Source organism: Verrucomicrobiota bacterium, from assembly GCA_037139415.1.
Classification (GTDB): Bacteria; Verrucomicrobiota; Verrucomicrobiia; order Limisphaerales; family Fontisphaeraceae; genus JBAXGN01.
Genome location: JBAXGN010000129.1, coordinates 1 through 23722 on the forward strand (window position 1 = coordinate 1; position 23722 = coordinate 23722).

Genomic DNA, 23722 nt, shown 5'->3' on the forward strand with positions numbered 1-23722 from the left:
ATGAGAAATCATCGTTACTATCCCCGCGCCACACCCGCCCAGGTGCTTTGGCTGAGGAACTTTGCCGATAAATTGCCCGCGCTGGCCGCCCAACTGGGCCTCACGGAAAGCCTGGTGGCCGCCGCGCTGGCCGATTGCGGCTTCATGGGCTATATCCTGAGCAGCTGGATCAGCGGCATCCGCGCCTATGGGATGGCGGCCACCGCCACCCTGAGTTACGCCGGTTATGGCCAAGGGGCCAATCCGGTCGCCCTGCCCGTCCTCACCGTGCCGGAACTGCCCAAGGACGCCACGCCGGTGTGGCCCGGCGCGTTGAACCGGATTTTCGCCCTCGTGCGCAAGCTCAAGCTGGCGAAGAGCTACACGAAAACCATCGGGCTGGATTTGGGCGTGGAGGCACCCGGGAATTTCGCTGCGCATCCGGTCCCCACCCTGAAGCTCACCGTGGTGGCCGGCATCAAAAACCAAGCTGCCCGCCTCGGGTTCGTCAAGTTTGGCCACCACGGGGTGTTGATCGAGTCCCGCACGAACGGCGGGCCCTGGCAAAAGCTGGGCACGTACACCCGTTCGCCGTTTCTGGATACACGCCCGCTGCTGGTCGCCGGCATAGCGGAAGTCCGCGAGTATCGGATCCGGTTCATTGACATGGACGTACCCACCGGCGAATGGTCCGGGGTGGCCAAGATCGCCATTGGACCTTAGAGGAAAGGATTAAGGATTAAGGATTAAGTATAAAAGGGCCGCCAGCGCGCCGTTGCGGGAAGAGGCTTGCGGCGGACGGGGTTTAGGGGTTAAGTTATGGACATGAAGCACGCCATGCCAAAGCCGCCGGGCGCACCTGCCGCCCACCGGCAACTGCTGCCGCCGCCCCGTCGCGCCAGGCAGAGGGGGATGACGTTGATTGAGGCAGTCGTGGTCATCGCGGTCATAATTATTCTTGCGGGGTTGCTTTTGCCGGCTTTGGCTAAGGCAAATAAAAGCGAAAGGTTTAATTGCATCAGCAGAATGAAACAAATCAGTTTGGGTCTTCGCATGTGGGCCAACGACAATCCGGACCATTTTTTCCCCTGGCAGGTTTACGGTGAGTTTCCGAACAGGAAAATGCACAGAACGCAGGATTTCATCGGATCTGCTTCGCCTTTGCCTCATTTCCTCGTGGCCAGCAATGAAATCGGCAACCCAAAAACATTGGCGTGTCCGAAAGACATAGAGCGCCTAAAGGTTACCCGGTGGGAAGAATTAACTCGGGACAACATCAGTTATTTCCTCAATCTGGACGCGCAGACCACCAAACCCGCCACAATCCTGCTTGGGGATCGCAATCTGCTCGTCAATGGCAGCGCGGTGAAACCTGGCTTGGCGCTTGTGACCACCAACAGCACGCTGGGCTGGACCACCAACCTGCATTATCTTTGCGGCAACATCGGTCTGGCCGATGGGAGCGTGCAGTGGACCAAAAACACCAACATAAACCAGCTCCTCCAAGCCAGCGGGGTTGCCACCAACCTGCTCGTGATCCCCTAAGATTGAAATGACAATTTCACCGGCATCGTTATAATGGAAAACAAGGGTATGCGCGTTGTAATTATCAGAGACGACCAACAGTTTGGACCGTACACAATGGCGGAGGTGCGGCAATATTTAGCCGAAGGAAAGCTGTTGGCTTCCGATTTTGCCCAAGAAGAAGGTGACGATGCCTGGGTGCCCCTGAGTGCTTTGCCCGGCCTTGTGCCCGACAAAACTTCGACTGATAAAGTCAAATCTGTCCCCCTCCAGATTGGGCGGGGCATTTATATTGGTGCACTGATTTGCGCGGGCGTGCTTCTGTACGGCCTGTTCATGGGCATTTGGGGCCTTATGGAAAGCAAATCTTCCTGGCGTTCCTGGGAATTCTCCGTCCGCACTGTGGCTGGCATAACGCTGGATGCCCCAGGCAATTTCGCGAGAATTGATCAGCTTGAAGCACTGCAAAATTCGGACGCCTATAAGTACGTTGAAATCTATGAAGCATACAGATGTTCCCCGAAGAATGTGGAAATCATCGTCACTCACACAAAATACAAGCCAGGTAGCGGTGTTGATCTCGCTGTCGCAGCAAAAGATACCCTGAACAACATCACTGCGGCAAATAGTTCCGCCGGCGAGAATCTTAAAGTGAAGGATTATAGTATTTCGGACACAAAAGTAGATGGCATTCCCGCCAAACGCGTTTCCGCGAAATGGGAAATGCAGCGCAAGGCGCTGAATTCCAAGATATTATTTTTCAAGGAGGAACAAAACTATTGGATAGTTTCCATCACGGGCGCTGAAAACGATTCCAAATTTGAACTGGCCGTAAATAAGGTTCTTTCATCGGTTAAGGTTACCCGCACCAAATAGCATTTTGTTGCCCCTGAATGCAGCCGCACTTTTCCCCTTTGGGTTTCGGGTTCATTTTTAGCTGTCGCAGATCACTTCCAACGTCTGACCGGAGGTGAGGCGGAGGTCGCCGGTGAATTGCAGGGTGTGGCCGCCGGTCAGGCGGGCCTCCACGGGTTTGCCCGCGAGCAACACTTTGACGGCGGGTTCGCGGTTGGCGGCAGGCCAGGCCAGCTTGAGGCTCTGGAGGCGGAGTTGTCCCCATTTGACTTCGATGCGGTTGATTTGCCGCTGGCCCGTGCGGGTCTGGGCCAGGGTGCCCCAGCCTTCCGCGCCGGTGAAGGCGCAACGGAAGTTCTCCGGCGTGAGACGCGGCGCAAAGCCCAGCGCACCGGCGGGCCCATGGTATTCAAAGCCGGAGAGCGCGGTGATCATGCCCCAGGAGGCCATGGCGCGGGAGTAATGGTCGCCGCATTCGATTTCGTTCCAGGGGTTGTGCTTGGCCGGATGGTAGCGGTCATGGACGCCCCGGCAGATGGCGAGGGCCTCGGTCAGCATGCCTTCCCAGGCCATGTGGCTGGCAACCTGGTACTCGATGCCGGTCCACATTTCGTCGCGGTAGCGGGTGGATTTGGCACCGAGATGTTTGCTCTTGGGCCAGGTGCAGGTGAAGAGCCCGGCCTCGCCCGCGAAGGCGTACCAGCGCTCGGGGGTGTGCGCCTTGTTCTGGGGGCCGATGTCCGGCGCCCAGCAATAGGTCCAGACGGAGGCGAGGGCCTTGCGGACGGCGGCGGGCTGGTACAGGTAGCCCAGGCCGGTCTGGTGCGCCCAGCATTGGCCGAACAATTGGTCGGCCAGGCAACCATCGGCGTACTGCCAGTTGGGATGCTTCGCCAGGTCCACGGTCTGGATGAAGTACTCGCCGTTGAACAGCTTCTGCATGGAGTTTTTGCTGCCGGCCTCGAAGATCTTCCGGCAGGTGTCGGCGAACGCGGGGTCCTGCATCTCGCGCGCCATTTCCTCGGCGGCCCGCAGCGCGCCAAGGTACAGGGCGCCCACGAAGGTGTTGGCCCCGTAATACTCCTGGTCGTAGGTCTGGTGCTGCGCGCCTTCGATCAGGCCATCCCCGTCGCCGTCCTGGTCAATAAGGAACTGCACGGCCTGCTTGACGTTGGGCCAGACGCGTTGGAGGAACTGGTCGTCCGCGGCGCACTGGTGTTCCCGATAGGCCTTGAGGATGTAGCCGCCCTGGGCGTCGCCCGCCCAGCGGCCCTTGAAATCGCCGCGGAAGCCGATGGCGCCCGTGGCCGCGTTCAGGCCGCGCCCCGGGAAGAAATCCTGCTGCTCGCGCACGGAGCGCTCCAGCTCGGGGAACAGGCGGCCCATGGCCTGGGCGTAATTCCAGACGTGCCCGCAGGTGCCGTTGCAGCAGCCGCACCCTTCCCACGCCCAAAACCGCGCGCCGCGCCACCATTGGCAGGTGGTGGTGGCCAGCGTGGAGACGGTGGAATGCACCCGGTCCAGCAACCACCAGGGCAGCGTGGAATCATAGTAGGTAGCGTGCCACAGGCGCGTCTGCGCGCAGAGCCGCTCGAATTCGCCGGCCACGTAAACGGCCACGGCGGCGGCATCCTTGAACTTCGTGGCGTACTGGTTCCCGACGAGGGCGCGGTTGTAATAGAGGTTGGGGAAATGCCAGGCGACGACGAAGGAAATGACCGCCGTCTCGCCGGGGCGCAGCGTGACGGTGCGCGCCACAGCTCCGCGCAGCGCGGCATTCAAAGGCCGCTTTGGTTCACCGATGGTTTCGAGTTTGGAGCGGAACAGGGCGTCCGGCAACGGGCCATCCGGCAGCGCGAGGCTGACCTCGGCGGCGGAATCGCCCAGGGCAACGAGGCCGATGGTGCCGTAGTCCCGCTGCTTATCGAGGTCCAGGATTTCGGCGTCCATGGGCGCATCGCGGAACTCGATCTGGTCCACGTTGATATGCCCCCAGCCGCCGCTTTCGCGATCCACGATCTCGATGCGCGCCGTTTTGCCAAGGAAGTCCTGCACGGACCAGTTGCCGGGATCGAGCCGCTCGGCGTCCTTGCCGGTGGCCGTCCGCACGATCTTGCCATCCACGAGCAGATTCATGCAGGTGCCGGCGTGGCTGCCGCCGCCGATCAGGAAGCCGATCCAGGGCCGCTCGATCTTGAACTCCGGCGAGAGCAGGCGCCCATGCTTCTTATCGCCATCCAGGAAAGTGTTCACCAGCCCCTTGCCCTGGAAGCCGGTGACCGGCTGCTGGGTGGGCAACGTGCCGCGCGCCGGACCTTTCCCGAACGCCTCGCCCTCCACGGTCCAATCCCCGTAGGTCTCGCCCTCGAAGTCCGCAAAGACCTGCGGCGGCCGCACCACCGGCTTGGGGGCGGAGGCCTCGGCGACCACGGAGCCGGTAAAGCCCGCGAGGCGATCCCCCCGCACGCGGGTGTTCACGCGCATCGTCCGCCCGCCGTACTGCGCGGCGGAAAGCGCGAGCACGCAATTCTCCAGCCAGCCGCCCAGCGTGACCTGCGCCGGAGTCTGGCCGGTATTCTTCAGCGTAAAGTTATGAATGATGGCGGGCAGCGCGGAATCCGCCGCGTTCAACGGGATGAACGGCGAGAAAACTTCCAGCCGGGTTTCCACCGGGAAATCCGGCGCGGCGTACTCGACGCAGCCCACCGGATACTCGCCGCAAAAGCGGACTGCCGGGAAGCCGGCCTGGTCGAGCGCCCGCACGCGGGTCTGGCCATCGGCCGTCACGCGCAAGGCAAACCCCTGCTCCACCGGCAGCGCGGGGGAAAAGGTTTTCTGCGACGCCACCTCCGTGGGCAGGCGGCCGACCTTGTAATTGATCGCGCCATAGCCGGTGTTGTGCTGCCGGTTGAGGATATCCCAATACACCAGCCGCCCCTCGCCGGTGAGGTAGATCTGCCCGGCGCAGATGCCGCCCACGGGCATGCCAATGGTTTTGAGATCGGTGCCGCTGTACCAGGTGCGCTGGCCGCGGGCGTACAGGCTCTTCACCCAGTCGGGCTGGAGTTTCTTATCCATCGGCACCCAATGATCATCGGCGGTGGCGGGATCAAACGGACCGGCGACCACCCGGAGCGCGCGGCTGCTCATGAGCCAGGCGGCGCCCAGGCCAAACTTCTTGAAGAATTCCCGCCGCGCCGCGTTGAGGTCGGCGCCCACGTCCGGTGTGGAAGACGATTTCATGTTGTGCTAAATAATATGGCCGGAGGATGGCACACCGATGGCGGCGCCAGCAAGCCGGGAATACCGCTAAACTTGATCCAGGCATTGCCGGACGACGCTTTGCAATAGCGCCGGCGGACAAGGCTTGGAAATGAACGTGATATTCTTATGGGCCGACTGGTCCGGGTACACCGATTCGACGCTATAGCCGGAGCAAATGATGACGCGCAACCCCGGCTTGCTCTGGCGCAGCGAGACCGCCAATTCGATGCCGGTCATGCCCTCGGGCATGATCATGTCCGTGAACAGCAAGTCCACGTTCGCGGAGTGTTTTTGCCACAGCTCGATGGCTTCCTTGCCGTTGGCGGCCGGCCAGACGGTATAGCCCCACCGTTGCAGGAAGATGGTGAAGGTGTTGCGAACCGAATGCTCATCCTCGACCAGCAGGATGGTTTCCTTTCCACCGCGGATTGGTTCGGGCGCGGCAGGGGCTGGTTTAGGGGCAGCCGGTTTTTCCGAGGCCGGAAGATACACGCGGAAGGTGCTGCCCTGGCCGACTTTGCTTTCGACGGTGATCCAGCCTTTGTGCTGGTTGACGATGCCATGTACCGTGGCCAACCCCAGTCCCGTGCCTTGGCCGACGTCCTTGGTGGTAAAGAACGGCTCAAAGAGATGCTGAAGAGTCGCCGCGCTCATGCCGCAACCGGTGTCAGTGACACTCAAAACGACAAAGCGTCCGGGCCGCGCTTGCAGATTGAATTTGGCCTGGGCCTCATTCAATTCAAGATTGGCGGTGGAAATAGTGATCTGCCCGCCCTTGGGCATGGCGTCGCGGGCGTTCACCAACAGATTCATCAGTATTTGTTCAAGCATGCCGGCGTCGGCTTCCACCAGCGCCAATTGCGCGGTCAGGTCGCATTGGATGCGGATGTTTTCACCAATCAAGCGGCGCAACATCGTCAGCAGGTTCTCCACCACTTCATTCACATTGAGCACCCGGACTTGCATCATGGAGCGGCGGCCGAATTGCAGCAATTGCCGGGTCAGATTGGCGGCGCGGTTGACATGGGTCGTCACCTCCGTGAGCGACTCGTGAATGTCCGTCTTCGGCATGGTCTTTTGCTGCAACAACTCGAGCTGCAGCACGGTGGCGGCGAGAATATTGTTGAAGTCGTGAGCCACGCCGCCCGCCAGTTGCCCGATGCTCTCCATTTTCCGGGCCTGTTGCAGTTGCTGCTCCAATCGTTTTTTTTCCGTGACATCCCGGAAAAAGACCAGCGCCCCATGCCTTTCCTGGTAGTTAAAGGGGACGGCGGTGACTTCGGCATCAAAGCCAGTGCCATCCATGCGAAGCATTTTCTCCTGAATGGTGGGAACCGCCATCCGCTCCTCGTTGAGCCGACGGATTCTGTCAATCACTTGCACATGGTCATCAGGATGAATCCGGCTAAGGACCGGTTGCCCCAGTAGCGCCGCCGGGGAATCCACCCCGAATAATCGAGCGGCGAGCTGGTTCACATAGGCGAATTTACGGTCGGTTTGGATGAAAATGCCATCCGGCCCGCTCTCCACCACCGCCCGGAAGCGTTCTTCACTCGCTCTCAAGGTGGCTTCGGCCTCCTTCCGTTCAGTAACGTCAGTCATCACGCCATCCCAGAGAATGGAACCGTCGGCAAGCCGGCGCGGCGTTGAGCAGCCGTGAATCCATTTGATTTGCCCATCAACGGTGCGCTGGCGGTACTCACAGTTAAACACCGTCAAGTCGCGGGCGGATGCCTCTTGGGCGGCGTGAATGCGGGGGCGGTCATCCCCAACACGCAGTGCCCGAAATGATTCAAGGTCCGCCACCACTTGGGGGGCGGGAATGCCGAAGAGTTGCTCAATCCCGGCACTGACATAAAGGTACCGCTCGCGGCCATCGGGCTGCCGCAGAAGCTGATAGATCGCCGTGCCGGGAAGATTGTCGCCCAGCGTGCGCAGGCGCTGCTCGCTCTCCCGCAAGGCCGCCTCCGCACGCTTGCGCTCTGAAATGTCTATGGCGACGCCGAGCACGGCCCGCTCGTGGGTGCCCGGCGGCGTGAAGGGAATTTTGGTGGTTTGCAGGAAATGAACCTGGTTGTCCGGGTAGGTGATTTGCTCCTCGGCAATGAACTTGGGCGTACCACGGTCTATGACTTCCTGGTCGTCACGGAGGAAATTCTCCACATGAAGCGCGTCAGGGCGGAGATCCCGCTCCGAGCGCCCCATCATCTCATCGGGCTGCCGGCCACACGCCTGGGCCGCCTCACGGTTGACGAACAGGAAACGCCCCAGGCGGTCTTTCGCGAAGATGTGATGCGGCACGAGGTCAATCACCAGGCGAACCAGCCGTTCGCTATCCCGCACCACGGCTTGCGCGCGCTGCAAGCGGCGCAACAGCCGGTAGATCATCATGGCCAGCATGCTGGCGGTCACCATCACAAAGCCCCAGCCTTTTATCTTGGCCCAGTGGGTGATCTGTTCGGGATCGCTCACCCATTGGCCGAGCAGGGTATCGGAAAAGTAAATCCACAGTGCGGACAGGATCGCGTACGGCAGCACGATCTTCAGCATCTCGGTGAGGATGCAGCCATCATTTTCCAGCGGACCGTTTTGGTTGGGACGGGACATATTTACGACGGGTTGAGAAACAACGATGCCCGTTCAGATCGCTTGCTTCCATGTTCAGCCAACGCTCTGCCGTTTTCCAGCACCCGCCGCATAAATGACCTGCATACGCGCATGCTTGTTCATTAACCCATAGCCTAACCTACATGCAATATAATACAGCACAACCTGGAAAATATATCTTATTTTGTAAGTTTGGATTTGATGTACTCGCCATTCTTGCGGGTGGCGGCGTCCGGATCCACTTCGGCGAGGGGCGACTCGTCTTCAATCATGATCCACCCCTGATAGCCGGCCTTCCGCAAGTCATGCGTAATCGTCACGAAATCAATGTTGCCTTTGCCCATCTCGGCCCAAGTGCCAGCGGTGGTCATGTCCTTGTAGTGGACGTGGCGAATGGTGGACGCATACTTGCGGAAAATCTCCACGACGTTCATGCCGCCTTTGGCAATGTGACCGGCATCCGGGGCGAAGCCCATCACCTTGGTGTTTAAACCATCCAGAAGCACCGCATAATCCGGTTCGATCCGAAACACCGAACTACCCGGAGAATTGGGGTGAAACGCGGCGCTGATGCCGGCATTGGCGGCCCGCTCGCCAATGGCGTTGGCACAGGCAATGCAGTTCTGCTGACGCACGGTCAGGTTGGAACGGTCCTTGCCAGGCATCTGGCAAAGCGCCAGCATGGTGCCGGGAAAATGCTTCAAGTATGCGATCACCCGATCCGCCTCGGCGCGTTCCGTCTCGGTTTCCTTGGGATTAAGCCAATCACACACCAGGCAAATGGCGCCAAGGGCAAGCTTGCGCCTGGTTAGCGCCTCGGCCAAACGCTGCGGTTCGGTCCGATATTTGCCCAGCATGCAAACCTCGGCTTCAATTCCGGCATATTGACCGGACACCATCACGTCCATGATGTGATCCAGCGCGTTTGAATATTTGTCGTACGACATCTGCCAAGTGTAGGTCTGGCATCCAAATTTGATATTGCTCATTCTGTACTTCTCTGTGGTTAAGGTTCGTTTTGATTATGGTTGTTCCGGGCTGGTTTAACCGTTTAATGGGCGCGGAGAAAATCGCTGGTCACCTGATTGAATCGTGGCAGGTCTTCCCAATGATGCGCGTGGCTCCAGCCTTTGAAAATTTCCATGGTTGAGCCCGGCATGCGCTGATGAATTGCTTCGCTCAGTCGCAAGGGAGTAAAGATATCCGCGTCGCCCACCGTCAAGAGCGTGGGGGCTTTGATGTGTTCCAACCGTTCCAGCGTGTCATGGTTCATGCAGGCGGCGCTTTGGGCCTCAAACGCGTGTTGCGGCATCCACACTCCGCCGGGAGCGGCGGCCTGCGCTTCGCGCAAGGTGGCGTTGTTCTGGTCATAATGCGCCGCCGTAAAAATCCACAACTGTAATAATTGCACGAACGTGCTGGTCGAAACCGACGCGCGCACCCGGCAAAAATGTTCAAATACCGTCTTGGTGTAAATGTCGCACCGGGCCCAGGAACTGATGAGCACCAGGCTGCGGACTTTGTCAGGATGCGCCAGGGCGAGTTCCTGAGCGATGGCGCTGCCCATGGAAATGCCGGCTACCCGGGCGTTGTTAATATTCAGCCCCTCCATCAGGCCCGCGACGTCCGCAGCCATCATACGGGTGGTGTATGGCCCGACGGGCTTGTCTGAATCCCCCGCGCCCCGATTATCCAGCAGGTAACAGCGAAAGTGTTTTTCATACTCTTTCACGTGCTCTTCCCAGACGGTGCCGGGCGCGCCCAGACCCATGATTAAAATCAGCGGTTCACCTTGTCCGCGCACCTGGAACGCCATGTTGATGCCGTTGGTTTTAACGGTTGCCATATATTATATCGTATCGTTTTTTGTTATGCGCAGAAAGAGTAACCAGAGCTGCGAGCGCAATGCAAGCCAGGCTTTATTGCCAGTTTGCTTCACTTTTCCATAATCGCTGGCATTATTAGCGGTGTCCGATGGAAGACGAACAAGCCATCATCACCGCGCGATCCAGGCAGGAAGCCATGGAGTGGGCACTGGTTTTGGCCAGCCAGGGAATTCAATCGACGGTTGAGCCAGTGGCCGAAACATCCGCTTGGCGGTTGAACATTCCCGCCAAACAATACTTCCCGGCACGGGAATCCATCCGCCTGTATCTCCGGGAAAACCGCAATCGCCGCTGGCGGCGGGAATGGGAAACGACCGGGTTGCTATTTGATGGGCGGGCGGTCTTCTATTTCCTGTTTTTGAACCTGCTACACGGGATTGTTGCGACCGGTGTGGACGGGGTGCGGGAGGCCGGACGGATGGATGCGGCCAAAGTGGCATCGGGCGAATGGTGGCGCCTACTGACTGCCACCACCTTGCATGCCGACATTCCCCACCTGATAGCCAACACCACCACCGGCATCATCCTGCTGGGTGTGGCGATGGGTATTTACGGGGCGGGACCAGCGTTGCTGGGTTCGCTCTTGGCAGGTGCCATGGGCAACGGCCTCGGCCTGTTACTGCATGACGGGACTTATCGCAGTTTAGGGGCCTCGGGAATGGTCATGGGATCGCTGGGTTTGCTGGCGGCACATTCCTGGTTGCACAACCGCGAACTCGGCGGCTTAAAACTCGCCGTGCGCGGCTTGATGGGCGGTGTCTTTATCCTGTTACTTCTGGGGATGGATCCACGCAGCGACGTGGTGGTGCATGTGGGGGGATTTGTGGGCGGCATCCTGTCGGGATTACTTTGGGTGGCCACTCCGAATCGCTGGCGGCAAAAATACGCGACGGACTGGGGCACGGTCCTTGTTTGTCTGGTGCTGCTACTGGTCGCTTGGGGATTCGCCTTGCGATTTGGCTGAGTAACGTCTTTCACGGTTACATCCTTGTGTTAGGCGAATAAATTTCTCACGCTTTTAATCCTAACGTTTTTATTGACTTACCCGCCTAACGGTTTATCCTCGCCCTTATGCCGAAGACAACCGAAGAACAAACTGGTGCGGATTATCCGCTTCAACAGAATGAATCGCAAAGCGTGCAACAATGCCTGGTGGTCCCTGAACGGATTCAGCATTTGAGCACGACGGAACTGCCGCGCTCCGTGCGACTGGAGGGCGCCTTGGACAAATTGGGCGTCACCAAATTGGGAGACCTCAACGGAGTGCCGGTCAGCCGGTTGAGGAACGGTGGTAATTGCGGGCAGGTGACCATTAATGAACTTTTCAAGCTGATTGAACGCGCCAACGCCGGCGAGTTCGAATTGTCCGAGAGCGAGAAAAAACAGTTCAAGTTCGCCACCTTGGCCCGGTTTACGGATGAATTGGTGAAAGTGATTGACAAGCGGGACCGGGTGATTTTCCTCCGTCGTTTTGGTGGCAATACCGAACCGGCGCAAACGCTGGAAAGCATCGGCACCCGGTTTCATGTCACCCGCGAGCGCATTCGCCAGATTGAGACCAAGATCCTTATCCTGCTAAGCAGTGAGGGCGGCCCGAAACTCAAATTTTACTTGGAACGCGTGGTGGCCTACTGCTGCGAAGAAGTGTATCCGTTGACACCCGAGCGGGTGGCTCGCTGGGCGAAAGAGCAGAAATATGCGTTGCAATATCACCCCTCGTTTTACGTCCGGCTGTACGCGGATCTCTGGCCGGATTTGCCCGCTTGGCCGGACGGGCAGAAGGTTGGCTATTCCCATGCACCGCGCTTGGATGCGGTAGCCAAGTGCCTGGAAGACAAATTGCGGGAACAAAACACGAGCCTGACGCTCAAGAAAGCCCTGGCCATGTTGCAGGCGCCAGGTGGTTATCCGCAAGTCACCACAGTGGAATTTCTCCAAGCCCTTGGCCGGAGTCCATGGCTGCCGGTACAGTTTGACGACGGTAAAAATCCAAAGGTTTCCGCGGCGTAACCTGCCAAACTAGCCGCCCGCGCCGCGTAACCGCCGGGGTCAGGAAACCGGCCAGCATCTGTAAAATTCCGCCTTCTGACCTCGGCGGTTGCCAGTGCGGGCGGCCCTGTTTCCATTCCTGTGCCCATCCGCCCATCGCGAATCAGGTCAAAAACTGATATATGATGGTCAAGAATGCACATGTGATTTTAGTATGCGAAATCCGGGAGGTGTTGTTTAATAACTCCATGGCAGAGGTTCCGGGCCGGCCCGAGCAAACCAGCAACGGTTGGCCCGCCCTGAGAATACTGTGCCGTTAACTAAACGAAAGAAAACGATATGGAAAAAACACGCTTGGTGGAAAAAGATCCACAACTGAAAAAAGACGACTTGATCGTCATCACTGGCGCCGGCGGTTTCATTGCCGGCAACCTGGTCAAATATTTCCACACCAAAGGTTTCACCAACATTCGCGCGGTGGACAAAAAACCGTTGTACGAATGGTACCTGCGGACACCCGGAGTGGAAAATCTGAACCTGGATTGCAGCGAAGAGCTGAACTGCCGCCGGGTTTGCGAAGGCGCGGTGGAAGTCTATAACCTCGCCGCCGACATGGGCGGCATGGGATTTATCGAACGGTTCCGCGTCGAATGCCTGCGCAGCATCCTGGTCAACACCCACATGATCGAGGCCGCCTGGCGCGCGGGTGCGCGGCGTTACTTCTTCTCCTCCTCAGCCTGTGCGTACAATACCCTGCTCCAACAAGACCCGAACGTGCGCGCACTCAAGGAAACGGACGCGTATCCCGCGATGTCCGAACGCGGCTACGGCTGGGAAAAGCTGATGAGCGAAATGTTCTGCCAGGAATACTGGGCGGAGCGCGGCTTGAAGACCGCCATTGCCCGTTTCCACAATGTTTATGGCCCCCACGGCACCTGGGATGGTGGCCGCGAAAAAGCACCAGCCGCCATGTGTCGCAAGATGATCGAAGCCATTGATGCCAACAACCTCAACATCAGTATCTGGGGTGACGGTCATCAGACCCGCAGTTTCATGTATATTGACGACTGCGTGAAGGGCATTGATATGATCATGCACTGCGACAAATTGATTGCCACGCCGATCAACCTGGGCTCCAGCGAACTGGTCTCGATCAACGAACTGGTCTCCAAGGTCGAAAAAATCGCGGGTGTTAAATTGAAACGAACATACGATCTGAATGCGCCGCGCGGAGTGGCGGGACGCAATAGCGACAACACCTTCATCAAGCAGATGCTCAAATGGGAACCAAACACTCCCTTGGATACCGGTATGCGTGCTACTTACAAGTGGATTAAAGAGCAATACTATGCCCGCAAAGAGGGCAAACACGTGGTGGAATAACCCGACAGTGATCACCTCGTGAAAACGAATTGCACGCTGCCAATCACCAAAGTGATTGGCGGCATTCCCTATCGGCTGGCGTTGGCAGGCGGCTGGATTGACCAACCGTTCATCTCCCGCTTGAATCCTAATCCGCCCGGCTCCATGGTGGTCGTGGGAATTGAACCCACTGTCCGCTTCATGGATCGTAGCGGCATTGCCACCGGGACACGTAAAATTGCTCTTCAGCGTTGGAAGGGCAAGTTGCCGCCACGTGATCCCGCCGCTTTGGTCAAAGAACTGTACGATGCCGAAAATCAGGGTAAGCCTGAGCCATCCGGTTCGCAGGACATGATCGGGTTGATCTATCCCGGTATCAACCGGCTGGATTATGATTTTGCAGCCAATGGCGGCGTATTTCCCTCCCACATCGAATCGTTCAACAACGCCCGGGTGGCACGCTGGCTGGAAAAGGTTATCCACATCATACCGGTTGCCCCTCGTCCGGAAGGCTACAATCCTCTGGGTGAAAAACATCTGAGTTCCAAGTGGGTCGCCCGGCTGGGACAATCGGGCAAGGATTGCTTCAAAGCCATCTGCACGACGAACCTCAAAGCGCTCGGCGCTTCGATGAACGAATGCATGATGTGCTGGGAAGCCTTGTTGCCGCACACGGTCAAACACCCGACAGTGACCGTGGATCTCAAAGCCCTGCTGCGCTTTTATCAGGCGCAATATCCCGGCGCGATGTACTCTGGATGCGGTGGTGGTTACCTGTTTATCGTGTCTGAAAAACCTGTACCCGGCGCTTTCAAGGTGACCGTCCGTTTGGCCAAAGCTTAAGGATGGGGAAGCATGAAACGACACCAACGCCGGTCACGGCGTCAGTAACGGATGCGAATACACCTCCATCCGAACCCTTGCCAAATGCCTGGCAGCCGTTTACGCCGCGAGGAATCGCGGCGTTTTCCCAAGCCTCAACCGGACGCGTTATAGTTGTGCAAATTGCGATGGCGCTGCTCGCGGCAGCGGCGGTTTGTGGTTTATTGCACTGGGCATGTTTCCCAGTGGTTAACGTAGCTATCCGTCAGTTGCCGATCCGCGGAGACATCGTGGATGGCCGGATGCCATGGACCAATGCCACCCCCATCCTGTTGGCCGGTAACCCCATACTGGCCATTGTGGTGGATCCGGAGCATACTGGCCAACTGGGACAAACTGCCGATCTACAAGTTGAATTCGGACGCACCAACATTCATTTCAGCGCCTTGTTGGGGTATGCGGAAATCCCCTATCCCGATGAAATCATCGCGGCGTTTAACCGAACCGATCTAGTGCCCTGGTGGGGAGCCTGGAGCCAGGCGTTGCTGGGTTGCACTGCCTTGGGCATGCTCCTCTGGCTGATGTTTGTGTGGGCAGCACTGGCCCTGTTGTACATGGGGCCTGCCAAAGCTATGGCCACGATAGCTGACCGGGCGCTGGGGTGGCGTGGCGCGTGGCGATTATGCTCCGCCGCGCTGATGCCCGGAGCCTGCCTGGTAATCGGGGCCACCGTGCTCTATAGTCTGACGGTTATTGACTTGGTACGCTTCGGTTTTTTTATAATTTTCCACTTGGTAGTGGGTTGGATCTACATCTTCGCAAGTATTTGGTGTCTCCCAAAAATGAAGGTCATGAAGTCGAACCCATTCACCAGCGTCGCTTCTCTGCCGGGTTCATCCAATCCGTTTTCTACCGAACCACAAGCGAACGGGCAAGAAAACAAAAAATAGAAAAAAGGATTTAAATTTGGCCGACGGGCAGACTGGTTGCCGAAAAATTACCTTTACAGAATAATCCGCAATCTTAATGCTGTCTGTGATGAATGTTTTGGAATACACCCCTGGATTGCCGTGGTACTGCGCTTTTACTAAGTCGCGCCAGGAAGACTTTGCGGCCTTGCATCTGCAACGTCAGGCAATCACGGTGTTTCTCCCGAAATACAAATCACGGCGCATCGTTCGTGGCGAAGTGGTTAGTCGTATTGGCCCCATGTTTCCTCGTTATGTCTTTATTCAACCCAAGGATTCACAACCACTCAATACGGTGCGTTCCACCTTGGGAGTGATATCCTTGGTGGCTTTTGGCGGGCGGCCTGCGAGCGTCCCAGCAGAGGTGATTGAACTCATCCGGACAAGTTGCCAAGATGGAATATGTGACCCGGGTGATCCTGAGTTTCGCGAAGGTGACCGGGTGCATATCATCGGCGGGCCTTATGAAGGAATGCATGCCGTTTTCTCCCAGGAAACGTCGCAGAAAGAACGCGTCATCATCCTGTTGGAAATCATGGCGTCGGTCGCACGCGTTAAAATTGACCGCCGCTTTCTGGTGTCGGATACAAATCTGATGTAAGGCGGCGCGGCGTTATGCGATTGTAAATTTCTAAGACCGTCCGATCGGCCCAACGGATATCCAAGCTCGTGGAAAATGGGTTAGCCCGAACACGGCCTCATTCCGCTACTCGAACACACCGAAACCCATAGGCATCCGAGCCAAAACAGGCATCGGCGAAACGGGCGTTCTCGCTGCTGCGCGCCGTGGATCGGCAATTGTCATCGCCCGTGCGCCAGCTTCCGCCGCGCAGCACCCGCTTGTCTCCGGATGCCGGGCCACGCGGATCGTTGGCCTCCTGTTTCTGGTAATGGTTCTCGTTGTAAATGTCCTGGCACCACTCGGCCACGTTCCCGTGCATGTCATAGAGGCCCCAAGCGTTGGGCGACTTTTGCCCCACGGCATGAGTGGTTTGTTCCGCGTTGCCTTTGTACCAGGCGTAACTGCGTAATTTGGCCGGATCATCGCCAAAGGAATATTTGGTCTTGGTTCCGGCACGACAGGCATATTCCCACTCGGCTTCGGTGGGCAGGCGATAGCCGTTGGCCGTAAAATCACACGCCAGCGTCTTGGCATCGTAGCAGGGCTTGCGTCCCTCCTTCAAAGAACGCAGGTTGCAATAAAGCGCGGCGTGATACCAGTCCACCTGTTCGACGGGCTTTTCCGGCCCTTTGACTTTCGAGGGATTCTTCTCCACGAGGCTTTCATAGGCTTTCTGGGTTACCTCATGGGTATCCATGCAGAAGGCACTGACCCGCACTTTATGCGCGGGTTTTTCATCCGCATCGCCGCTATCATCGCCCATGATGAACTCACCCGCTGGAAGTTGGACCATGGTCAGTCCGGAAGGTGTATTAATCAGCTTGGCAGTGGTCGCAGCTGGCTGGGAACTGCGGGCCGAATCCACAGCGGTTTGGGGCTTATCGCAACCGATAAAGAGCAGCGCGCTGAACACAACCGCGCCGCAGAGAATAAACGGGATGGGCTGGTAATTTAACAATGGCTTCATACTTTTAATGCCGGGGTGATTCATAGCTGGTGGGATTGCGCAGCATCTGCTGGGTGCGCCGACGGATTTCTTTGGCGATCGGAGCCAATCGCGGATCAGTTGCCATGGCCATGGAGGCTTGCTGGCGCAGAATCTTTACCGCCAGCCGACATTCGCCCACCAACTCGTCCTGGTTGCCGCCAATACCAACCAGGGCCGCCGTGGTTTTCTTGCACCGTTGCAACGCGTCCTCACCTTCGTAGTCCACCATGTTGGCGCGGAAATCACTCACCAGTTGGGTGGCAAATTCAGGCGTCTTGATGCCTTCCGTGCGCCGGGCTTTGCTGGTTTCGATCTTACGGATGGTCGCCTGCATGCCTGCGAGGGTTTCCGCCAGGGTCGGCTGCGCCTGCTTTTGCGTTTCCAGGTATTGATCCAGGCTGCTCCCGAACGCAACGTACTCCTCAATCCGCCCGCGAATATGCCGCACAAAGGCGATCACTTCGTCGAGCGTTCTGAGAAGTTCCTCGCGTTTTTCCTTTTGCTCTTTCTTGCCGTAGATGTTGTCCAGGATCGTCCGGGAAGCGCAGGTGGGACGGCCCTGATAGGTTTTCTTCTGACCTTCAATATCGAGCACATATTCGCACGGGCCGATGCCCAGGGTCGCGCGCATGATGTCCACAATGGTGAACTCGGTGAGGGGTGTTGAGTCCAGGCGCGTGATGGGATACACGAGGGCGGGTCCCTCAAACCGGACCACTTTGGCGAGCGGTTGCAGGTAGCCTTCGCCGTCTTTATCCACCCAGCAAGGATAGTGGAAAGATCCCAGCACCGTGGTCCAGCGTTTGCGATTGTCTTTGAGCCAATCCACATTGCCGAATGACTCCGGCTGCCCGTACCAGCCGTGTTTGATATACTCACCGCTGGGCTTTTGGGTCAGCATTTCCCAGCTATCAATGAGCTGGTCATCCCGCTGCCAATCCACCCGCCAATGCGCGGCGTAGGGCGCTTTCCAATTCAGATGCAGGATCTGGTTGGTTTCGCTGCTGGCAATGTCCCGCATGTGCCAGATGCCGGGCGCACTGAGAATCGCGACGCTGACTTTCCCATCCTTGCCGTAACGAATGTCCGATCCGGTGATCATCCGCGAAGCGCCTTCGCCCGACATGGAAATCCGGCAGTCTTCCTGCCCAGGATACCACACCGCCATGACAATGGCGTTCCCTTGCCCCACCATGTGGAGCAGGAAATTTTCGCTGGGCAGCTCGGTCTCCGCCACCTTGATCCGCGTGGCATCCACCACCATGTCGTCCGCAAAGAAATCCGGCAGCACCGCGAAACGGCACGGTGCCAGTACGCGCAGCCCAGCCACCACAGAACGAGGTTGCGTCTGGATAAAAACCTGTCCCACTCTCAGCTCGTACCCGATCACCAGCGATTCCCCGTTGGCGCTTTTGAAAGTGGCATCGAGAGAAACCGTGCCGGGATTGTTTTCCACAATCTTGACCGCACTAAAAGACTGGGCCAGGGCATTCCCTGTGGCCACCAGTTCCGCCCGCAGAATGGCACCGGCAGTGGCCAACGAATACACCTCCGCTCCCCTGCCCTTTTTGCGCAGCACCAGGGCCAGCCGACCGTTGGAGACCACCACGTCGCCTTTGAATTTATGTTGGGTTTTGTCCTCCGGCAGTGCCGTCCATTGGTCACGCCGGGAAACCACCTCCGGCGTCAAAGGTGCCGAAGCTGCTTGGCCGGTGTCAAAGATCTGGACCACAGGCATGGCTTCTTCCGTCGCGGCAAAGAGCCCGGGGAGGAAGCAAAAGCAGGCGAGAATAATTATCGGGCGCCTCAGCAATGGGTTCATAAACATGTTTCTCCAATCAGTGTCTGGCGCCTTCGTGGCCGGCGGGATTGCGCAGCACGACCTGGGAACGCTGGCGAATTTCGCGGGCAATCTCCGCCATGCGCGGATCCGTCGCCATCAGCAAACCGGCTCGCTGCCGGAGCATTTTAATCACCCATCGTCCCTCGCCCACCAGTTCATCCTGGTTGCCGCCAACATCCACCCAGGCTTCAGTAAACTTTTTGCATTTGGCCAATGCATCATCGCCTTCATAATCCAAAACCGTCTGGCGAAAATCGGTGATCATGGCTGCCACGTGATCCGGCGTTTTAATATGATCCCGGCGGGCGGCCACCTTGGTGTCAATCAGCCGCGCGATGTTTTCCAATTCCTCCAACCGCCCGGACAAGTCCGGATGCGCCTGTTTTTGCGCGGCGAGGTAGGTCAGCATTTCATGGCCGAAAGAAACATAATTTTCAATGCGTCCCCGGATGTGCCGGACAAAGGTCATCAGCTCCACCAGGGTTCTTTCAATATCCGCGCGCCGCTGTTTCTGCTGCTGCTTGGCGTAAATCGGATTCAGCGTGTCCCGCACCGAGCAAGTCGCCCGCCCTTGGTATTGCGAGCGCTGCCCTTCCACATCCAACACATATTCGCAAGGGCCAACCCCCAGCGTGTTGCGGACGATATCCACAATGGTAAACGTATCCAGCGCCGTGGCCGGTGTGCGATTGATCGGATAGATGATGGCTGGGCCCTGGAACCGCAGCGCCTCGGACCGCAGCGGCTGCAGATACCCCTGCCCTTCCTTATCCACCCAGCAAGGGTATTTGAAACTGCCCAGCACCGTAGTCCAGCGTTTGCGATCAACCGGGAAGGTTTCCGGGCCGCCGTAAGGACCGTACCGCATGAAGCCGCCATCGCGTTTCTCCGTGAGCATTTCCCAGCTATCAGTCAGATTCTCCACCCGCCGCCAATCCGTCCGCCATTGCGCGGGAAACGGCGCTTTCCAATCCAGCCGAATGATTTTGTTGGTGTCCTCGCGTGAAATATTCTGGTGATGCCAAATCCCCGGCGCGGCCAGAACGGCCACCCAGATTTTGGCATCCTTGCCATAACGAAGCTCCGAAGCGCCAATCATCCGCTGTTCGCCTTCGCCCGCCAGGTTGATCCGGATATCCTCTTCACTGGTTTTCAATACGGTCATCACGATGGCATCCCCGCCCGGGAGCAGGTGCAGGAAGAAGTTATCACTGGGCAATTCTGCCTGTACTACGGACGGGGACACCGGCGAGGACGCCGGTGCTACAAGCGCATCGGTGGCATCCACTACGATGTCATCGGCAAAAAAATCCGGCATCACCGCAAAGCGGCAGGGGGCCTCCATCCGCAAACCCGTGGCTCCGCTGCGGGCCTCGGTGAGCACCACCGGTTGGCCGACTCTTAACTCGTAACGCACCGTCAGCGCCTTCCCATCGGTCGCCGTGAAAGCCGCCTCCACCGAGGCCACGCCTGGATTATTTTCCGTGATCTTGTATGAGGCCAGCGCGGCTCCTTGCGTGCCCGCCAAAGGTGCCAGCCGGCTGCGCATCACCGGCAGATCATTGCCCAGCGAATAAAGCTCCGCACCATTTGCGCCCTTGCGCAACACCAGCGCGATGCGATCATTCATGAACACTACATCGCCCTTGAACGGATGCGTCAGGTTATCCTCGGGCACTTCCACCCAGCCGGTTTTGGCTTTCAAGACTTCGCCGGGCAACGACTTAGCTTGCAGCTTGCCGGTGTCAAGGATGCGCACCCCAACCGTGGCCAGTTCCTCCCGGACCATTTGCTTGTGCGGCACGTAGTCGCCCTCATAAAGCCGGAACATATCGGCCTTGAACTGTGCGCGCGGTTGCGTGCAACTGATGTATGCGAACCAGCCCTGGTGAAAATCCTTCTTGACCGTGAAGGTGACATGAATTTCCTGCCAGGCACTGGTGAGTTTGATTTTTTCGAGCGCGGCGGCGCGATCATACGGCTGGGCATGACGCTCGATCTGGAGCGCCACTTCGACCGGCTCACTCACGCTCCGGGCAAACACGGCGAAGGTATAAGTTTTCCCCTGCTCACCGGCCGGCATGTTCTGGCCGAATTGCACGCCCCACTCCTCGACCGCGCCAAGGGTCAACAACGCGCTGTACCGGCCATCGGCGGCATCCTTGTCATCCAAGGCGAACTGGCACTCGGTCTTGCCCGCCTTATCCATTTGCCAGGAATCCCGCCCCAATTCAAAACTCGGATTGGCAAAGAAGTTCTTGGGCTGTGCTCCGAACACCGGGATCGCCAGCAATCCGGCGACGAAGACCACCATCGTCGAATGGAGAAGTGTTGTTTTCATTTGGTATTTAATATTTGTTCTGTCAGGCGTTGTATTTCCTGCGTTAGCGGGTCAGCGGGTGACGCATCATCCGTAACTCCCCTGCCCTCCTGTCTTAGCCGCCGGACCGCCATCCGGCAACGGGCGAGCGCACCATCCTGAATGGCGCCGATGGCGCGCAACTCCGCCCCCAACCGTTTGCAGTCAGCCACGGAATTCTCCTTGCCGATCAGCGCCGAAACCGCAGCCGCACATTGGCGGGCCTGTTCCGACGTCGCCACCGGCGCCCGGCCAGCGGCAATGAAGCGATCCAGATCATTGAGGATGGCAGGATACCCCGAAGCGTCGGCCCCGGTGCCCAGCCGTTTCCGTAACTGCCCGGCAAATTCCGCGTAACCCTCAATCCGGCCGCGCGCCTCCCCCACATGCCGCACCATGACCTCCAGCCGCTCCCGGATGTCATCCGCCACTTTCCGGTCCTTCTTCTGTTCAAATTGCTTCTCCACCCAGTTCATCACGCTATTCGGCGTGGGGTCCCCCTGCGCGGCCATGCCTTCGCAGGCCAGGATGTATTGGCAAGGCCCCACTCCCAGGGTGTTGCGCATGATATCCGTGGGGCATACGGTCGTGAGCGGAGTGGCCGCACTGCGATCAAGAGGATATATGAGGAACGGCTTCGCCGCCGCGCCTTGGAGTTGCGCCGGTCCCGGTTCGCGCTCCAGTTCCCAGGAATCGGACACGCCTTGGGCACTGATCCGGTTGCCGCGCCATTTGGCCGGGAACGGTGGCTTCCAATCCGGTTTGAGCGGCGGTTGCACCGTCTGCCAGATGCCGGGGGATTCCAGAAACGCGCACCAGATGCTTTTATCCTTAAGGCAACGAATGCGGTGAACGCTCGCGCCCCCCTGTCCGGACTTGCCCACCTTCGTAGAACCGGCGTCCCCACCTGCCAGCACCCAGGCTTCCTGCGCGCGCGATTGCCAGACGGTCATCACCATTGCCTGGCCATCCTCCAACAGATTCAGCATCAAGTTTTCCGCCGGCAACGCCAGGTTGCGGGACACTGGCAGCTCATACACCAGATCGTCGCCAAAATAATCCGGCACGACCACATATCGAGTTTGGGTCCGCACCTCCACGAATCCGGCACTGTCAGTCGCCCGGATTTCCAGGATCGCCTCCCCCGTCGTAAGCCGGAAGCGAATGGGACTTGCCCCGCCCTCCTGATACGACGCGTCCAACATGACGCCACCCGAAGTGTTTTCGAGGATCTTAAGCGCAGCCGTCTGGCCGCGTAGAACCGGCGTCCCAGCCGGTTTCCCTCCGCCTCGCAGCCCACCAGCCGCATATCCCAGCGTGGCGCGATATTGCAGGCCGCTGGCGGTTTTGGAAAAAACTTCGGGGCCCAAGGCGTCTTTCCCGAAAAACACCGCCAGCTTGTCATTCACCAACACCGCATCGCCCGTGAACGTGTGATTCGTCTGCTCTTCCGGAACCAGCTTCCACGTGGCCGCGGCGTCCCGACGCTGTCCGCCCGTATCATACAACCGCGTCAATGGCGCGTCCTCCTGCCCCCAGGCGGTCAGGACGGCCAAACCCATCATGAACAATGCGGCTTTCATCGCCAATCCGGGTACATATCCGAGCCACCCTCCGTCAACTTCTGCGGCGTGCCGCCGGTCGCCGGAATGAGGTACAGTTCCCAGGGTCCCTGTTCGGAAACTCCCTGGCAAAACACCAGCGCCTTGCCGTCCGGGCTGTACCGGGCATAACGCTGCACGCCGCCGAAATACGTGAGCGTCCGATTCTTCGTGCCATCCGGGTTGATCGCGCAAATATGCGTCTCCGTTTCATACACAATCCGCGTGCCATCCGGCGACCAATGCGGTTCACACGCGCCCTGCTGATCATAAACCTTCACCGGCTTGCCCCCGGCGACGGCGACGGTGAAGACGCCGTTCCCCGCCGCCCAGCGCGCGGCGAACGCAATGGTCTTCCCGTCCAGACTCCAGGCCGGCCCCGAGCAATGCGGCCAATCTTCCGGGGTGAGGATCTTCTCGCTGCCCGTGGCGAGTTCACGAATCACGATGCGCTCACTGCGCCGCAAGGCAATCCGCCCGCCCTCCGGCGACCACTCCGCCTGATCCCCATCGCAAATCCGCTCCGGCTGCGTGCCATCCGCCGCCATGCGCCACACCCCGGCCTTGCCGCCGCGCGTGGACGTGAACAGGATCGCCTTGCCATCGGGACTCCACATCGGATCCACGTCCTGATCCTCCGACTCCGGTTTCCCCAGCAGCCTCAAATCCGCCCCATCGGCATTCACGCGCCAGATGCGCCACGCCCCCGAGCGATTGCTGGAGAACAGGATTTTACCCGACCGCACCTCCGCCGCCGGAAGGGCCAGGCAACTGCCCAGCAATGCCACCCATAATAGACTGCGAAGGCCGCAGAGCGTGGCCCATGGCTGCCCGCCAAAATGAAACCGCGCGCGGAACGGTCGCCCCTGGCGGCTGGTATCCAAGGCATCGGCATGGGACAAAGCGGAGAACATATATGCGCCGCATAATCCGCTTCCCACTTGAGTCTGTCAAAAATATTATGGCAGGCAATAAAGACCAAAGTCGGGACGGAAATGTTTTGGTCGAGTAGGACTGAGGCGCACGCAACCTTGCGGTCCATGTTTCCTCAGT

General features: G+C 58.6%; 19 protein-coding genes. 9 read left to right on the plus strand and 10 right to left on the minus strand.

Features of this window, described 5'->3' with window-relative positions:
* Window positions 1-702: hypothetical protein (locus tag WCO56_20175; protein ID MEI7731901.1), on the plus strand; the 702-nt coding region annotated here is incomplete at its 5' end.
* Window positions 703-791: 89 nt separating this feature from the next.
* Here WCO56_20175 and WCO56_20180 read toward each other — a convergent pair.
* The gene (locus tag WCO56_20180; GenBank protein ID MEI7731902.1) at window positions 792-929 is read right to left on the minus strand and encodes a hypothetical protein; all 138 of its coding nucleotides are present in this window, start codon (window positions 927-929) and stop codon (window positions 792-794) included.
* On the opposite strand from WCO56_20180, the gene WCO56_20185 reads away from it, so the two are divergent.
* Together WCO56_20185 and WCO56_20190 are read left to right on the plus strand one after the other, a co-directional pair.
* Window positions 892-1524 carry a hypothetical protein gene (locus tag WCO56_20185; GenBank protein MEI7731903.1) on the plus strand — a complete coding sequence of 211 codons (633 nt, stop codon included), beginning with the start codon at window positions 892-894 and terminating at the stop codon, window positions 1522-1524. The two genes, WCO56_20180 and WCO56_20185, sit on opposite strands and share 38 nt — an antisense overlap.
* A 48-nt stretch (window positions 1525-1572) precedes the next feature.
* A complete protein-coding gene (locus WCO56_20190) occupies window positions 1573-2379 on the plus strand; it encodes a DUF4339 domain-containing protein (protein ID MEI7731904.1) in 807 nt (268 codons plus the stop codon).
* Window positions 2380-2436: 57 nt separating this feature from the next.
* Here WCO56_20190 and WCO56_20195 read toward each other — a convergent pair whose 3' ends face one another.
* The 4 genes from WCO56_20195 to WCO56_20210 form a co-directional block, all read right to left on the minus strand.
* A complete protein-coding gene (locus tag WCO56_20195; GenBank protein ID MEI7731905.1) occupies window positions 2437-5601 on the minus strand; it encodes a GH116 family glycosyl hydrolase in 3165 nt (1054 codons plus the stop codon).
* 66 nt (window positions 5602-5667) lie between these two features.
* Window positions 5668-8229: a PAS domain S-box protein gene (locus tag WCO56_20200; protein ID MEI7731906.1), complete on the minus strand. Its 2562-nt coding sequence runs from the start codon at window positions 8227-8229 to the stop codon at window positions 5668-5670.
* 179 nt (window positions 8230-8408) lie between these two features.
* A complete protein-coding gene (locus WCO56_20205; GenBank protein MEI7731907.1) occupies window positions 8409-9218 on the minus strand; it encodes a sugar phosphate isomerase/epimerase in 810 nt (269 codons plus the stop codon).
* A 62-nt stretch (window positions 9219-9280) separates the two neighbouring features.
* Window positions 9281-10075, minus strand: coding sequence for an alpha/beta hydrolase (locus tag WCO56_20210; GenBank protein MEI7731908.1), 795 nt, complete (start codon window positions 10073-10075; stop codon window positions 9281-9283).
* Window positions 10076-10203: 128 nt separating this feature from the next.
* Here WCO56_20210 and WCO56_20215 point away from each other — a divergent pair, with 128 nt between their 5' ends.
* From WCO56_20215 to WCO56_20240, 6 genes are all read left to right on the plus strand, one after another.
* Window positions 10204-11079 carry a rhomboid family intramembrane serine protease gene (locus WCO56_20215; GenBank protein ID MEI7731909.1) on the plus strand — a complete coding sequence of 292 codons (876 nt, stop codon included), beginning with the start codon at window positions 10204-10206 and terminating at the stop codon, window positions 11077-11079.
* A 107-nt stretch (window positions 11080-11186) separates the two neighbouring features.
* A complete protein-coding gene (locus WCO56_20220; protein MEI7731910.1) occupies window positions 11187-12125 on the plus strand; it encodes a sigma factor-like helix-turn-helix DNA-binding protein in 939 nt (312 codons plus the stop codon).
* Between the two features lie 318 nt (window positions 12126-12443).
* A complete protein-coding gene (locus tag WCO56_20225) occupies window positions 12444-13487 on the plus strand; it encodes an NAD-dependent epimerase/dehydratase family protein (protein ID MEI7731911.1) in 1044 nt (347 codons plus the stop codon).
* Between the two features lie 18 nt (window positions 13488-13505).
* Entirely contained in the window at window positions 13506-14309 is an 804-nt protein-coding gene (locus WCO56_20230) for a hypothetical protein (GenBank protein MEI7731912.1), read from the plus strand.
* Between the two features lie 224 nt (window positions 14310-14533).
* On the plus strand, window positions 14534-15238 hold the full coding sequence (locus WCO56_20235) for a hypothetical protein (GenBank protein MEI7731913.1): 705 nt from the start codon (window positions 14534-14536) through the stop codon (window positions 15236-15238).
* An 88-nt stretch (window positions 15239-15326) separates the two neighbouring features.
* A complete protein-coding gene (locus WCO56_20240) occupies window positions 15327-15857 on the plus strand; it encodes a transcriptional activator RfaH (protein MEI7731914.1) in 531 nt (176 codons plus the stop codon).
* 97 nt (window positions 15858-15954) lie between these two features.
* On the opposite strand, the gene WCO56_20245 is transcribed toward WCO56_20240, so the two are convergent.
* From WCO56_20245 to WCO56_20265, 5 genes are read right to left on the minus strand one after another with little or no spacing between them, the layout of a single operon-like run.
* Window positions 15955-16845, minus strand: a complete 891-nt coding sequence (locus WCO56_20245; protein ID MEI7731915.1) for a formylglycine-generating enzyme family protein — start codon at window positions 16843-16845, stop codon at window positions 15955-15957.
* Window positions 16846-16849: 4 nt separating this feature from the next.
* On the minus strand, window positions 16850-18688 hold the full coding sequence (locus WCO56_20250) for a hypothetical protein (GenBank protein ID MEI7731916.1): 1839 nt from the start codon (window positions 18686-18688) through the stop codon (window positions 16850-16852).
* 16 nt (window positions 18689-18704) lie between these two features.
* Entirely contained in the window at window positions 18705-21050 is a 2346-nt protein-coding gene (locus WCO56_20255) for a carbohydrate binding domain-containing protein (protein MEI7731917.1), read from the minus strand.
* A complete protein-coding gene (locus WCO56_20260) occupies window positions 21047-22651 on the minus strand; it encodes a hypothetical protein (protein ID MEI7731918.1) in 1605 nt (534 codons plus the stop codon). The genes WCO56_20255 and WCO56_20260 overlap by 4 nt, the downstream gene beginning before the upstream one ends.
* Window positions 22648-23583: a hypothetical protein gene (locus WCO56_20265; protein MEI7731919.1), complete on the minus strand. Its 936-nt coding sequence runs from the start codon at window positions 23581-23583 to the stop codon at window positions 22648-22650. Before WCO56_20265 ends, WCO56_20260 begins: the two co-directional genes overlap by 4 nt.
* Window positions 23584-23722 lie beyond the last annotated feature (139 nt).